General features: G+C 72.7%; 12 protein-coding genes. 6 read left to right on the forward strand and 6 right to left on the reverse strand.

What is annotated here, in order from left to right; translation table 11 throughout:
- Positions 1-168 precede the first annotated feature (168 nt).
- The 6 genes from MTF69_RS23745 to mtrA form a co-directional block, all read right to left on the reverse strand.
- On the reverse strand, positions 169-897 hold the full coding sequence (locus tag MTF69_RS23745) for a response regulator transcription factor (protein ID WP_243337414.1): 729 nt from the start codon (positions 895-897) through the stop codon (positions 169-171).
- A 280-nt stretch (positions 898-1177) separates the two neighbouring features.
- Entirely contained in the window at positions 1178-1885 is a 708-nt protein-coding gene (hpf, locus tag MTF69_RS23750; RefSeq protein ID WP_374323639.1) for a ribosome hibernation-promoting factor, HPF/YfiA family, read from the reverse strand.
- Positions 1886-2248: 363 nt separating this feature from the next.
- Entirely contained in the window at positions 2249-3037 is a 789-nt protein-coding gene (locus tag MTF69_RS23755) for a ComF family protein (RefSeq protein ID WP_243337417.1), read from the reverse strand.
- Between the two features lie 188 nt (positions 3038-3225).
- Complete coding sequence (locus tag MTF69_RS23760; protein ID WP_308401444.1) at positions 3226-5067, reverse strand: LpqB family beta-propeller domain-containing protein; 1842 nt, start codon at positions 5065-5067, stop codon at positions 3226-3228.
- Positions 5057-7165 carry an MtrAB system histidine kinase MtrB gene (gene mtrB, locus MTF69_RS23765; RefSeq protein WP_243337425.1) on the reverse strand — a complete coding sequence of 703 codons (2109 nt, stop codon included), beginning with the start codon at positions 7163-7165 and terminating at the stop codon, positions 5057-5059. The genes MTF69_RS23760 and mtrB overlap by 11 nt, the downstream gene beginning before the upstream one ends.
- A 1-nt stretch (position 7166) precedes the next feature.
- Entirely contained in the window at positions 7167-7856 is a 690-nt protein-coding gene (gene mtrA / locus MTF69_RS23770; protein ID WP_274552971.1) for a two-component system response regulator MtrA, read from the reverse strand.
- A gap of 251 nt (positions 7857-8107) precedes the next feature.
- Here mtrA and MTF69_RS23775 point away from each other — a divergent pair, with 251 nt between their 5' ends.
- The 6 genes from MTF69_RS23775 (at position 8108) to MTF69_RS23800 (ending at position 14561) form a co-directional block, all read left to right on the forward strand.
- Entirely contained in the window at positions 8108-9337 is a 1230-nt protein-coding gene (locus MTF69_RS23775) for a hypothetical protein (protein WP_243337428.1), read from the forward strand.
- A gap of 7 nt (positions 9338-9344) precedes the next feature.
- Positions 9345-10013, forward strand: coding sequence for a DUF4129 domain-containing protein (locus tag MTF69_RS23780; RefSeq protein WP_243337429.1), 669 nt, complete (start codon positions 9345-9347; stop codon positions 10011-10013).
- A 506-nt stretch (positions 10014-10519) separates the two neighbouring features.
- The gene (locus MTF69_RS23785) at positions 10520-11647 is read left to right on the forward strand and encodes a DUF4350 domain-containing protein (RefSeq protein ID WP_243337430.1); all 1128 of its coding nucleotides are present in this window, start codon (positions 10520-10522) and stop codon (positions 11645-11647) included.
- Complete coding sequence (locus MTF69_RS23790; RefSeq protein ID WP_243337432.1) at positions 11644-12606, forward strand: MoxR family ATPase; 963 nt, start codon at positions 11644-11646, stop codon at positions 12604-12606. Before MTF69_RS23785 ends, MTF69_RS23790 begins: the two co-directional genes overlap by 4 nt.
- On the forward strand, positions 12606-13916 hold the full coding sequence (locus MTF69_RS23795) for a DUF58 domain-containing protein (RefSeq protein WP_243337433.1): 1311 nt from the start codon (positions 12606-12608) through the stop codon (positions 13914-13916). Before MTF69_RS23790 ends, MTF69_RS23795 begins: the two co-directional genes overlap by 1 nt.
- 48 nt (positions 13917-13964) lie before the next feature.
- Positions 13965-14561 (forward strand): Uma2 family endonuclease, encoded by a 597-nt coding sequence (locus MTF69_RS23800; protein WP_243337437.1) that lies wholly within the window; start codon positions 13965-13967, stop codon positions 14559-14561.
- Positions 14562-14717 lie beyond the last annotated feature (156 nt).

Below are 14717 nucleotides of genomic sequence, written 5' to 3' on the forward strand. Positions count from 1 at the left end.
GGGTCCGGGCGCAGCCCGGCAGCCCTCCAGCCCGTCCGGCGCTTGAGGACCGGGTCCGGGCAGCGCCCGGGGAACGGAGGAAGGGCGGGTAGGGGACTCCGCCCCGCAGGGCATGCCACCCGCACCCGGGACAGGGCCGGCCCCCTACCGGATGACCGGACTACCGGGCTACCGGATCTCGAGGATCTTCTCCCGCATCGCGTACACCACCGCCTCCATCCTGGAGTGCAACTGCAGCTTCTCCAGAATGTTCCGCACATGGTTCTTCACGGTGTTCTCGGAGATGAACAACTCCTTCGCGATATCGCGGTTGTTCATCCCGGTGGCCACCAGCTTCAAGACCTCGAGCTCCCGATCCGTCAGCCGCGGCGCCGGCACCAACCGCCGCTCGTCCGTCCGCTGGATCATCGACTTGAACTCCGTCAGCAGCTTCGACGCCATCGACGGACTGATCTGCGACTGCCCGTCCGCCACCGCCCGGATCGCCGTCGCGACCTCGTCCGTGGAGATCTCCTTCAGCAGGTACCCGGTGGCGCCCGCCTTGATCGCGTCGTAGAGGTCCGCCTCCTCATCGCTGATCGTCAGCATGATGATCTTCGCGGAGGGCGCCACCTCCTTGATCGAGGTACAGGCCTCGATCCCGCCGCGCCGCGGCATCCGCACATCCATCAGCACGATGTCCGGCAGCAGATCCGCCGCCTTGTCCACGGCCTCCGCCCCGTCACCCGCCTCGCCGACGACCTGGATGTCCTCCTCCTGCGCGAGGACGATCTCCAGCCCGCGCCGGAACAGCGCATGGTCGTCGACCACGAGCACCCGGATCGGCTCTGCCACCCGGTCCTCGTCACGGCAGCCCGCACCGTTGTCATCACTCACCGGCCCGAAGCTGTCCGCCATCGTTCCTCCCCCTGCACCACGGTGCTGAGCTGCTGGGTCAATCCGACGAGAGCGGCCGCCGGCTGACTGCCCGACATGATTCCATGCCCACGCGTCCGAACGGGGGCCGACGATTACAGGCCGACCCATACAAGCCACCGTTTCGCAGCCATGACCTCATACGAGTGCCCCCGAGCCCGCCTGGGCGAACGCGGGGGCACCACACCGGCACCGCACGACCATCCGGATCCGGCCCGGAATCAGTCCGGAATCAGTCCGGAATCAGTCCGGAACCAGCGGCTCAGCCTCCGAGCGCGCCACCCGCTCCCGCCCCGTCGAGCTCACCCGAGCTGGAAGCGGCGTCGGAGGAGTCGAGGTGGATCACGCCGTAGTCGTAACCGTGGCGCCGGTAGACGACGCTCGGCATCTTGGTGTCGGAATCGACGAACAGATAGAAGTCGTGACCGACCAGTTCCATCTCGTACAGGGCCTGGTCGAGCGACATGGGTGCGGCCGAATGGGTCTTCTCGCGAACGATGAGCGGGCCTTCGCCCTGCACTTCCAGCGATCCGATCCGGGTGGTCGGAATCGCGTCCGCGTCCGCCTTCTCCCCGTTGACCGGCTCGCCGTTGCCATTCAGGGTCGCGGCGTTCGGGACCACGTCGGCGACCTCGGCCGCCGAGAGCCGTCCACTGCCACGACGGGTGTGGCGCTTGTCGTGCTGCTTGCGCAGCCGGGCCTCCAGCTTGTCCTGAGCGAGGTCGAGCGCCGCGTACGGGTCGGCGGCGGCGGCTTCGGCACGAATCACCGGGCCCCGCGAACGCAGGGTGATCTCCACGCGGTCGGAACGGTCGGCCTGGCGCGGGTTGTGCTCCTTGGACACCTCGACGTCCAAGCTGATCACCTTGGCGTCGAGCTTCTGGATCCGCTCCGGATTCAGCTTCTCGGCCACGTGCTTGCGGAACCGGTCGGGCACCTCGGTCTTACGGCCCTTGACGACGATGTCCACGCAGAACTCCGTTCCCGGATAGCTCCGCCTCAGGGGCGAAGCGTCTCCCTTTCGCACCAGACCCCGGTGAACACCGGAGCCTCGGACTTGGCGACTTCCACCTCCTCCTCCCCCATCGGCAAGATCTACACCCCACCGACTTCGGAGTCGAGGGACAACCTCTGACACGAAGTTTCCGAAACGTCACGACGCTCGAAACATGCGCTCCGATGCGTGGGGCCCAAGGTTCGCCAATTCCTTACAACCGAACATATCCCTCTATGCCGGTTGTCGGCACCCGCTACCGGAACGTACCTCCGTTCAGGTGGCCGTTCCCTCTTACTACCTGCAACGATGCGCCTTCCCTTCCAGTTCCAAATCTATTCACGATTTTTTTGCTCTGCACGCATTGCGCCTCCCCACCCGGCCGCCGCCGGGCCGCACGAAGGAGTCCGCCGGCGCGGCCACCACCGCCGCCGCCAGAGCCGCCTCCCCGGCCGCCCCGCCCGGCACCCCGATCCCGGCCGCGCGCAGCGCCCGCGCCGCCTCCACCAGGGTGGATCCGGTGGTGACGAGGTCGTCCACGAGCACGATCCGGGCCGCCTCCGACGTCACCCGCCCGGCGCCGGGCCGGGCCTCCAGGGCCCCCGCGAGGTTCTCCCGGCGCTGCGCCGCCCCCAGGCCCGCCTGGTCGGCCACCGCCCGCCGCAGCCGCAGTACGGGCGTCACGCGCGCGGGCACGCCCTCCCGCCGCAGCCGCGCCGAGGCTGCGAGCGCGATCCGGCGAGCCGGGTCGTGCCCGCGCGCCCGCACCCGGTGCCGCGCGGAGGGCACGGGAACCAGGGCCACTGCCCCACCCCCCGCCCCGCCCGCCATGCCCGCGCGGACCGCGGCCGCCAGGGCGGCGCCGAGGACTCCGGCCAGCGGCAGCGCGCCGCGCTCCTTGTGGGCCAGTACGACGGCCCGTACGGCCTCCCGGTACACGGTGGCCGCATACACCGCGGGCAGCCCGTCGGGGCACGGAGACGGCCGTACCGGGCCCGCCCCGGCCCCACTGAGCGCCGACCGGCAGGCTCCGCACAGCACCGCGCGGCCGGCCCCGCAGCCGGCGCACCCGACCGGCAGCACCAGCCCGCCGAGCTCACCGGCCAGCCCCCGCCACCACTCCCGCATGACGTCCACTCTGCCGGGCGGGGACAGCGCTCCACCACCCCTGTGGACAACCACGAAAATTGCAGGCCCCACGGGCCCCGGGCCGGCCGACCGGCCCCGGCCGGCCCACCTCGGCCAACCTCCAGCCCAGCCCTCAGCCAGCCCTGTGCCCGACCTCAGCCCGCCCTGCGCCCGCCCTCAGCCGGCCCTCAGCCCGGATAGACCGGAGCCCGCCCGCCGGCCACCACCGTGCGCCACTGCGCCCCCGGCGGCAGCCACACGATGCCGTCCTCCTGCGACTCGGCGACCACCGGCTTCTTCTCGTCCTCGCTCGCGGCCACCGCCACCAGCCCGGTCGCCCCCGGCAGCCCGGCGCCGACCATCGAGCCGTCGGCCAGCAGGTAGCGGGCCTGTACGACCCCGCCGCTCTCCCGGCCCACGACCAGCAGCCGGCCCCGCGGCGCCCAGCTCATCGCCGTCACGTCCGCCATTTGCGGCGCGGCCGGGCGCAGCTCGCGCACCGAGACCGCGGAGACGTCGCCCTTCGCGTCGGGCCGCTCGATCCGCCCGATGTACAGGTACTTGCGGCTCTCCCGCTGCACCAGCAGCGCGATCCGCACCCCGTCGGGCGAGGCCTTCAGCCCCGTGATCCGCCCGCCGCCCAGCCCGGACACCTCGACCCGTTCGGCGGTACCGGTGCCGCTGGGCAGCCGCCAGAGCGTCGGGTCCTGCGGGTCGGGGTCCGCGACCCACAGATCGCCCGCCGCGTCCCAGGACGGGGTGGCCAGCCCGTTGGGCTTGGCCCCCTTGCCCGTCAGCAGCGGCTGCGGCATCGCTCCGGCAGTGGTCAGGTTGACCACGTACAGCCCGTGCCCGTCCTCGGACACGACCGCGGCACGCTTCTCGTCGTAGGACACCGCGGCGGAGCCCACCTTGAAGGCCCGGTTCCCGGACAGCGGCCCGGGCGCCGGTGTCGGCGGCTCCTGCTCGTCCTCACGGTTGGGGTCGAGGTTCAACCGCTGGAGCCGGTTCTCCGCGTCCACGTAGTACTGGTGGCCGGGCGAGAGCGGCCGGTTGGCGAGCACGGCCGCGTCCACCTCGGACACCTGGCAGCGCGTGGTGCCGTCGGAGCGCACGATGTCGACCCGGTCGACCCGGGAACCCGTCAGATCCTTGACCGTGTACAGGAGTTGGGTCGCCATCCGCTGACACTGCCGCTCTTCGACGTCGTCCGCGTTCTTGTTCAGGGGCACCCGCAGCGTGTTCTGACCGTCGATCGAAAGGGACTTGGTGCCCTCACGCAGTTGCGTACCGGTCGGGAAGCTCGAAGTGACCACCGGACCGAGCCACTTGGAAGGGCCGGCCAGCAGCGAGGTGACGGTCTGGGTGGTGGGGTCCATCCGGGAGTCGGGGTCGCTGCGCTGACGCACGTAGACGGGGTCGGCGACGAGGGTGGCGCCCGCGAAGTAGTACTTGTTGACCGGCATGTAGATGCGCTGGAAGTCGGATTCGCTCAGGACCAGGCTGCTGGGCGGAGTCGCGATCCGCCACTTGCCGTCCTTCTGCACGAGCTGGAGGAACTCCTCGTAGCGCCGGTCGCCGGTCTCCGGCTGGTACGCGCTGCGCTCGTCCACCGTGGCCAGCATCTTGCCCGCGACCTTGAACCGGGGGGCCGCCGGCTCCTTCTCGCCCTGTACGGAGAACCGGTCGAGGCCGGCGGAGAGCACGGTGACCGCCGCGCCGGGCTTCCAGTTCTTCGCCGCTTCCTCGGTGAGGTACTTGCGGGCGGTCTGGAGCTGCGGATCATCGCTGGTCATGGCCTCCAGGAAGCCGTCGACGATCTCCTGCGGACTGGCCTTGTCGGCCGGCGGCACGCCGAAGACGCGGACCTGGGAGTCGACGCCCTGGGAGGCCTCCACGGGACGGACCTCGCCGTGGTCGGGCATGGAGGCGCAGCCGGCGAGCAGCAGCCCGGCCGCGCCGAGGGCGAAGCCCCTGACGGCGCGCGGCGTGCGCCGGGGCGACCGCGACCGGCCCGGCTCAGCGCCCACGCGATCCACCCGCTCCGCCGGTTCCGCCCGCTCCGCCGGTTCCGCCCGCTCCGTCGGTTCCGCCCGCTCCACCGTTGCCTCCACCTTCTCGGTCGGTTGCTCCCGCTGCCCCGCCGGACCGCGTGTTCGCCGCCCCGCCGCCGGAACCGGGCCCCTGCTCCGCCGGCCCCGGCCGGGTCACGACCCGCGCCCCGTTGCCCGGCAGCGCCGTCGGGTCGGCCGGTACCGGCACCGCACCCGCGACGGGGGACCTCGGCGGTATCGGCGACCGGTCGCCGCGCCCCGCCTGCTGCGCCCGCTGTCCGGCCGCCGTGGAGCCCGCCGCGGCCCCCGCGGCCTCCGCCGCGGCCCTGGCCCGGTTGGCCCGGGAGTCCTCGGGCTCCAGCGGGATCGGGGACCCTCGCAGCGGCTCGTCGGCGGTGCGCGGCAGCGTCAGGCGGAACTGCGAGCCGCCGCCGGGCTCGCCCCACGCCTGGAGCCAGCCTCCGTGCAGCCGGGCGTCCTCGACGGCGATGGACAGGCCGAGGCCGGTACCGCCGGTCGTGCGCGCCCGCGCCGGGTCCGCCCGCCAGAAGCGGTTGAAGACCCGGGTGGCCTCACCGGGCTTGAGCCCGACTCCGTAGTCCCGTACGGCCACGGCGACGGCCCCGCCCGCCGAGGCGAGCCGGACCACCACGTCGCGGCCCTCGCCGTGCTCGACGGCGTTGACGACCAGGTTGCGCAGGACCCGCTCCACGCGCCGGGCGTCGGCCTCGGCTATCACCGGCTGGGTGTCTCCGAGGACGCGGATCCGGGTGTTCTTGTGCGCGGCGAGCGGCTCGGCCCCGTCGATGACCCGGCGTACGACGTCCCGCAGGTCGATCGGCTCCGCCTCCAGGGCGGCGGCGCCCGCGTCGAACCGGCTGATCTCCAGCAGGTCGGCGAGGAGGGACTCGAAGCGGTCCAGCTGCCCGGCGAGGAGCTCGGCCGAGCGCGCGGTGACCGGGTCGAAGTCGGCGCGGGCGTCGTGGATGACGTCCGCTGCCATGCGTACGGTCGTCAGCGGGGTGCGCAGCTCGTGGGAGACGTCCGAGACGAAGCGGCGCTGCAGCCGGGAGAGGTCCTCCAGCTGCTGGATCTTGTTCTGGAGGTTCTGGGCCATCTTGTTGAAGGCCTCGCCCAGACGGGCGATGTCATCCTCGCCGGTGACCTTCATCCGCTCCTGGAGCCGCCCCGCCGAGAGCCGCTCGGCGATCCCCGCGGCCATCCGGACGGGGGTGACGACCTGGCGCACGACCAGCCAGGCGATCCCGCCCAGGAGCACCACGACGAAGAGCCCCGCGGTGGCGATGGTCACCTTGACCAGGTTGAGGGACTCCTCCTCCTGGGTGAGCGGGAAGAGGTAGTACAGGTCGTACGGGTCGCCGTTGATGTCGGTGAGCCGCTTGCCGATCACGAGCGCGGGCTCGGGCAGCTTGTCCCCGGCGTCGGTGTAGCGGATCTGCGAGAAGGTCTTGAAGGCGCCGGTCGCGTGGTTGACGTTGCGGCGCAGCCCCAGCGGGACGCTGGCGGTGGGGTCCACGTTGCCGGAGGCGCGGGCTCCACGGACGCCGCCGAGGGCGCCGCGGCTCGCCGGCTGTTCCTCGCCGGTACCGGTGCCGGCGCCCAGCGCCGCCACCTCGAAGGCGCTCTGCCCACCACTGGCGAGCTGTTTGACCAGGGAGTTCATCCAGGTACTGGCGTCCCGGCCGACCTTGTTGTCGGAGGCGTCGGGCCCGTCCGCCGTATAGGGCGTGTTGGCCTTCTCCTGTGCGACCGCGAAGCCGCCAGCGGCCTGGCTCTGCGCAGCCTCCTCCTTGGCATCGAGGAGGCCCTTGCTGACCTGCGCGATGACCACGAACCCGAGGGCGAGGACCACGGCGAGGGAGATCAGCAGGGTCGCGGCGACCACCCGGAGCTGGATGTTGCGCCGCCACAGCCGGACAGCCGGAAGCAGCGGCCGGCGCACGAGGCGCACGAACAGCCGCAGCACGGGACCGCCGGGTGCTCCCTCATGGAGCAGCCGGCCGCCCCGCAGCGCTCCCCAGCGGGAGCGGCCACGGGGCTTGCCGGGTGTCATGTCAGCTCGGTCCGGCCTTGTAGCCGACCCCGCGCACCGTCACGACGATCTCGGGGCGCTCCGGGTCCTTCTCGACCTTGGAGCGCAGCCGCTGGACGTGCACGTTGACCAGGCGGGTGTCGGCCGCGTGGCGGTAGCCCCAGACCTGCTCCAGCAGCACCTCGCGGGTGAAGACCTGCCAGGGCTTGCGGGCGAGCGCGACCAGCAGGTCGAACTCCAGCGGGGTCAGCGCGATCGAGGCGCCTTCCCGCTTCACCGAGTGCCCCGCCACGTCGATGACCAGGTCACCGATGGTCAGCTGCTCGGGCGCGGGCTCCTCCGAGCGGCGCAGGCGGGCCCGGATGCGGGCCACCAGCTCCTTCGGCTTGAACGGCTTGACGATGTAGTCGTCGGCCCCGGACTCCAGGCCCACGACCACGTCCACGGTGTCGCTCTTGGCGGTGAGCATCACGATCGGTACGCCAGACTCGGCGCGGATCAGCCTGCACACCTCTATGCCGTCCCTACCGGGCAGCATGAGGTCGAGCAGCACGAGATCCGGCTTCGCCTCCCGGAAGGCAGCCAGTGCCTTGTCGCCGTCCGCTACGAACGACGGCTCAAAACCTTCTCCACGCAGCACAATGCCGAGCATCTCGGCCAGCGCGGTGTCGTCGTCGACGACAAGGACGCGTCCCTTCATGGTTGACATCATCCCATTAGCTAATCGTTACCCGGCGGTGAGCTGTCCCACAGCCAAAGGGGCTGGAAATCGTCCCTCGGACCTGCGTGGAGATCAGGGCGCCCAGTGTGCCCCGGATCCGCCCGGCGCACGAAGGCGCGAACGGTCCGGGATCCAGGAGACCCCTGGTCCGTTCGGGACGGCTGGTCCGTTCGAGGTTGTCACATGGCACGATGGCAGCCGGACCAAGCGCCCGCACCCCGCGTGCACGTGAAGGAGCGACGATGAACGACTCTCCGGGCTGGGCTACGCCCGGATCCTCCCCGTCCGACGGTGAGGACGGCTCCCACGGTACGCAGCCGCCCGCGGGCGGCTCCGGCGACTCCAAGTGGTCCGCCGAGCAGCCGCCCCCCGGCCAGTGGTCCAGCCCGACCCCGGGCCAGACCCCGCCGAACCCGCAGCAGCAGCCGCCCGCGGCTCCGCAGCCGGGCGCGGGCTGGGGTGGCGGCGGCTACCCGACCCAGAACGGCGGCCAGGGCGGCTGGGGCCAGCACACCCAGGCGGTGAAGCCCGGCGTGATCCCGCTGCGGCCCCTCGGCATGGGCGAGATCCTCGACGGGGCCGTCACCACCATGCGCAAGCACTGGCGCGCGGTACTGCCGATCACCCTGGTCGTGGCCGTCGTCGTACAGCTGGCGAGCGTGCTCATGCAGAAGTACGCGTTCGGTGACGTCGTACTGGACCAGTCGAGCGACGCGCCCCTGGACGAGCAGATCGACGCCCTCGGCTCCTTCGTGGGCCTGTCCGCGGCGGACGGCTTCATCCAGCTCATCGGAGCCATCGTGGCCACCGCGATGCTCACCATGATCTTCAGCCGCGCGGTGCTCGGCCACGGCTCCTCCATCGGCGCCGCCTGGCGCGAGGCCCGCCCGCAGCTCGCCCGGCTGTTCGGCCTGACCCTCCTCATGGGCCTGGGCGCGGCGCTCCTCTTCGCCGTACTGGTCCTGCCGGGCGCCCTCGCCGGACAGATCGGCCTCACCGTCCTGGGCGGATTCGTCGCCGTGGGCCTGGTCCTCTGGCTCTGGATCAGGTTCTCCCTGGCCTCGCCCGCGCTGATGCTGGAGAAGGCGACGGTACGCAAGTCCCTCGTCCGCTCCTCGAAGCTGGTCAAGGGCTCCTGGTGGCGGATCTTCGGCATCACGCTCCTGACGCAGATCATCACCGGCTTCGTGGCCGCCCTCATCATCTTCCCCCTCACCCTCGTCGGCGGGCTGCTGTTCGGCGGCGGCCTCGAAGGCATGACCGACGGCACCGGGACCGCGAGCTGGGGCTTCCTGATCGTGGTGGCCATCGGCGGGGTCATCGGCCTGACGATCACCATGCCGATGCAGGCCGGCGTCACCGTCCTGCTCTACGTCGACCAGCGCATCCGCCGCGAGGCCCTCGACCTGGAGCTCGCGCGGGCGGCGGGCATCGAGAACTACGGCACCACCACGCCGCCGACCGGAGGCTGACGCGGGAATGAGGAGCGCGGGGGGCCTGCTCAGCCACACACCACCACCCACACCGCAGATCACCATCGGCCGTGAGGCCGCCCGCGAGGCGGCCCGCCGCGAGCTGTCCAAGCCCGCGTACCACCAGAACGACCCGGGGCTGCTCCAAAGGGCCCTGAACCGCTTCTGGGAGTGGGTGGGGGACCTCTTCGACCGTGCCTCCGGCGCGACCCCGGGCGGCACGCTGGGCCTGCTGGCCGTCGCCCTGTTCGCGCTCCTCCTCATCGCCGCCCTGTGGTGGCGCCTGGGCGCCCCGGGCCGCGCCGCCGGCCGCGCCCCGGGCACGCTCTTCGACGACGGCATCCGCAGCGCTGCGGACCACCGCGCCGCCGCCGAGACCCTGGCCGGCGAGGGCCGCTGGAGCGAAGCCGTCCAGGAGCGCATGCGCGCCGTGGTCCGCTCCCTGGAGGAGCGCACCCTCCTCGACCCCCGCCCCGGCCGCACCGCGGACGAGGCGGCGGCCGAAGCCGCCGTCTCCCTCCCGTCCCACGCCACGGCCCTGCGCACGGCGGCCCGCACCTTCGACGACGTCACCTACGGCGCCCACCCGGCCACCCCCGAGATGTACGCGACCCTCACCACCCTGGACCAGGCCCTGTCCCGCACCAAGCCCCTCCTGACAGGCCCCACCCCATGACCCACACCCCCCCGAACCCGAAAGACCCCGCCAACACGGGCCCCACCCCGAGCACCGGCGCCCCAACCCCGGCCACACCCCCCGGCACGGCCCCCACCCCCGGCCCGCAGCCACCCACCAGGGACGCAGCCCCGGGCGCGAGCCCCCGTGCCGAAGGCCCAGCCTCCGTACCCCCTGCCCACGCGGCAGCGCCCCCGCCGGGCACAGCCCCCGGCACTCCGGGCGCAGCCCCGGGCACGAGCCACCCCGCCGGGCCCACAGCGACCCCAGCCGCAGGCACAGCCCCCGGCACGGGTCACCCCACCCCGGGCGGAGCCCCCACGCCGCCTGTCCACGCGGCAGCGACCGGCACGCCCGGCCCCGCCGACGCCACGGCACCCGCAGGACCGGGCGGAGCCCTCCCCACGGCGTCGGGCGAGCCCGCCGCCCTCCCCCGTACAACCGCCGGAGGCACATCGCCCCGGGACCTCTGGACCCGCGCCCGCGGGTTCCTCGTCGCGCTCGCCGTGCTCCTCGCCGCCGGGCTGGGCCTCGCCGCCCTGAACTCCGGTGCCCGGCACGGATACCTCGACCCCCGCTCCGCCGATCCCTACGGCAGCCGGGCCGTGGCCGAGCTGCTCGGGACCCGCGGGGTCACCACCCGGGTCGTCACCACCGCCGAGGAGGCCGCCGACGCCGCCGGCCCCGACACGACCCTGCTGGTCACCGACCCCGACCGGCTCGGGGAGACCCAGCTCCGCGACATCCGTTCCGCGATCGACCTCTCCGGCGGCCGGACCGTCCTGCTCGCGCCGAGCGCCCTCAGCCTCCCCGCCCTGGCCCCCGGCACCCGCACCCCCGACGACTCCGCCGCCCCGGACACGAACCTCGACCCGGGCAGCACCTGCACCCTCCCCGCCGCCACCACCGCGGGCCGCGCCGCGACCGGCGGCGGCCTCCGCTACACCACCGGTACCCCCGGAGCCACCGGCTGCTACCCCAGCGCCGGCCACCCCACCCTCCTCGTCCTGCCCACCGGCATCCGCGGCGGCGACACCGTCCTCCTCGGCTCCGAGGGCATCTTCCTCAACAAGACCCTCGCCAAGGAGGGCAACGCCTCCCTCGCGCTCCAGCTCCTCGGCTCCCGCCCGCACCTCGTCTGGTACCTGCCGTCCCTCGCCGACGCCAACCCCGACGCCGAAGGCGCCGGCGAGGAGCAGGACTTCCTCGACCTGATCCCCGCCGGCTGGAGCTGGGCCCTGCTCCAGCTCTTCCTCGCAGCCGCCGTCGCCGCCCTCTGGCGCGCCCACCGCCTCGGCCCGCTCGTCACCGAACGGCTGCCCGTCCTGATCCGCGCCTCCGAGGCCACCGAGGGCCGCGCCCGCCTGTACCGCAAGGCCGGCGCCCGCGACCGCGCCGCCACCGTGCTGCGCGCCGCCACCCGCGAACGCCTGGCCGCACTGGTCGGCGTACCGGCCACCCGGGCCCACGACCCCGCCACCCTGGTCCCCGCCGTCGCCGCCCGCCTCACGGCCGGGCGGCCCCCGCAGGACCCGGACACCCTGCTCTTCGGCACCACCCCCACCACCGACGCGGCGCTCATCGCGCTCGCCGACCACCTCGACGCCCTCGAAAGGGAGGTCCGCACCTCATGACGGCCACCACGGACAGCGCCCGCTCCGCCCTGGAGGCGCTCCGCACCGAGATCGGAAAGGCCGTGGTCGGCCAGGACTCCGCCGTCACCGGTCTCGTCGTCGCCCTCCTCTGCCGCGGCCACGTCCTCCTCGAAGGCGTCCCCGGAGTCGCGAAGACCCTCCTCGTACGGGCGCTGGCCGCCTCCCTCGAACTCGATACCAAGCGCGTCCAGTTCACCCCCGACCTGATGCCGAGCGATGTCACCGGCTCCCTCGTCTACGACGCCCGCACCGCGGAGTTCTCGTTCCAGAACGGCCCGGTCTTCACCAACCTCCTCCTCGCCGACGAGATCAACCGCACGCCCCCCAAGACCCAGTCCTCCCTCCTCGAAGCGATGGAGGAGCGCCAGGTCACCGTCGACGGCACCCCCCGCAAGCTCCCGGAGCCGTTCCTCGTGGCCGCCACCATGAACCCGGTCGAGTACGAGGGCACGTACCCCCTCCCCGAGGCCCAGCTCGACCGCTTCCTCCTGAAGCTCACCGTGCCCCTCCCCTCCCGCGAGGACGAGATCGGCGTACTGACCCGCCACGCGGCCGGCTTCAACCCCCGCGACCTGCACTCCGCCGGCATCCGCCCGGTCGCCGGTCCCGCCGAGCTCGACGCCGCCCGCAAGGCCGTCGAGGCCACCAGCGTCTCCCCGGAGATCACCGCGTACGTCGTCGACATCTGCCGCGCCACCCGCGAATCCCCCTCCCTCACCCTCGGCGTCTCCCCCCGCGGCGCGACCGCCCTCCTGGCCACCGCCCGCGCCTGGGCCTGGCTCGTGGGCCGCGACTACGTCACCCCCGACGACGTGAAGGCCCTCGCCCTGCCGACCCTGCGCCACCGCGTCCAACTGCGCCCCGAGGCCGAGATGGAGGGCGTCACGGCCGACGCGGTCATCACCGCGATCCTCACCCACGTCCCCGTCCCGCGCTGATGGCGTTCACCGGACGCGCCGCCCTGCTCGCGGCCCTCGGCAGCATCCCCGTCGGCATCCTCGGGCCGAGCTGGGCGGGGATCCTGGCGGTCAACGCCCCCATCGCCCTGGCCTGCGCGGTCGACTACGCCCTCGCGGCCCCGGTCCGCACGCTCCAACTGGCCCGCTCCGGCGACACGTCGGTACGCCTCGGCGAAACCGCCGACGTCCACCTGACGATCACGAACCCTTCCCCCCGTACGCTCCGTGCCCGGATCCGCGACGCCTGGCCCCCGAGCAGCTGGGTCCCGGGAACTGAAGTCACCGGCTCCCGCCACGCGTTGAAGGTCCCCCCGGGCGAACGCCGCCGCCTCACCACCCGCCTGCGGCCCACCCGCCGCGGCGACCGCCAGGCGGCCCGCGTCACGATCCGCTCGTACGGCCCGCTCGGCCTGCTGGCCCGCCAGGGCCACCACACGGTCCCCTGGACGGTCCGCGTCCTCCCCCCGTTCACCAGCCGCAAGCACCTCCCCTCCCGCCTCGCGCGCCTGCGCGAACTCGACGGCCGCACCAGCGTCCTGACCCGCGGTGAGGGCACGGAGTTCGACAGCCTGCGCGACTACGTACCCGGCGACGACACCCGTTCCATCGACTGGCGGGCCACCGCCCGCCAGAACAAGGTCGCCGTCCGCACCTGGCGCCCGGAACGCGACCGCCACATCCTGATCTGCCTCGACACCGGCCGCACCGCGGCCGGCCGCGTCGGCGACGCCCCGCGCCTCGACGCGGCGATGGACGCGGCCCTGCTCCTCACCGCCCTGGCCACCCGCGCGGGCGACCGCGTCGACCTCCTGGCCCACGACCGCCGCCTCCGCGCCCAGGTCCAGGCCCGCTCGGCGGCAGACACCCTCCCGGCCTTCGTCAACGCGATGGCCACCCTGGAGCCGGAGCTCGTCGAAACCGACTCCCGCACCCTGGTCTCCACCATCCTGCGCAGCGCCCCGCGCCGCTCCCTGGTGGTCCTCCTGACCAGCCTGGACGCCGCCCCCGTCGAAGAGGGCCTGCTCCCGCTCCTCCCCCGCCTCACCCAGCGCCACACGGTCCTGCTGGCCTCGGTCTCCGACCCCCACGTCGCGGAGATGACGAAGTCCCGCGGCACCGTGGAAGCCGTCTACGAAGCCGCGGCGGGCACCCAGTCCCAGTCCGCCCGCCGCCGCACGGCCGAACAGCTCACCCGCCACGGCGTCCACGTGGTCGACGCCACCCCGGACACCCTGGCCCCCGCCCTGGCCGACGCCTACCTGTCCCTCAAGGCCGCGGGGCGGCTCTAGCGGGTGACTGCCTGGATACGCTGGTCGGGTACCCACCAGGAGGACACCATGGGCGACCTCACCGCGGAGCAGATGCGCCGCATGCACGACTTCGCGGAGCAGCTCTCGGAGCTGGCCGAGCACCAGGAAGACCAGTGGAAGGTGCAGACCACCGACGGTCAGATCTCCCTCACGATGATGAGCCCCACGGCTCCCCACGGGCTGAACGTGGTCCGGCTACGCCGCCAGATCGAGGCCCAGACACCCGAAGTCATGGCCCTCAACGACACGAACATGGGCGATCCGGTGACGGGCCTGACCAAGGTCCCCGACCTCATGGTCATCTCCGAGGAAGACACCGACGACACGGCGAAGGTCGTCAACTCCCGCGATGTCCTGATGGTGGTGGAGGTCGTCTCACGTACGAATTCCCTCACCGACATCCGCGACAAGCTTCACGACTATCCGAAGATGGGTGTCCCTCTCTACGTCGTGGTGGACCCCCGCAAGGACAAGAGGACCGCCACAGTGCACAGTGACCCCTCGGAAGGTCCCGACGGCATCCGCTACCGCAAGACGGTCCCCTACTCCTTCGGGGACACCGTCACGGCCGGCCGCTGGACGCTCGACACGAGCAGCCTCAAAAGCTACCCCGCCGACTGGTAGCAGGCAGGCCCCATCCGAACCTGCACGTACCGGGTCCGGAAAAGATCCGTAAACGCAGAAAAGCCCCGCACCGAACCCCATAAGGGTTGGTGCGGGGCTTTCCCACAATGATTGTTCGGCGGCGTCCTACTCTCCCACAGGGTCCCCCCTGCAGTA

The organism is Streptomyces sp. AP-93, assembly GCF_022808175.1.
Classification (GTDB): Bacteria; Actinomycetota; Actinomycetes; order Streptomycetales; family Streptomycetaceae; genus Streptomyces.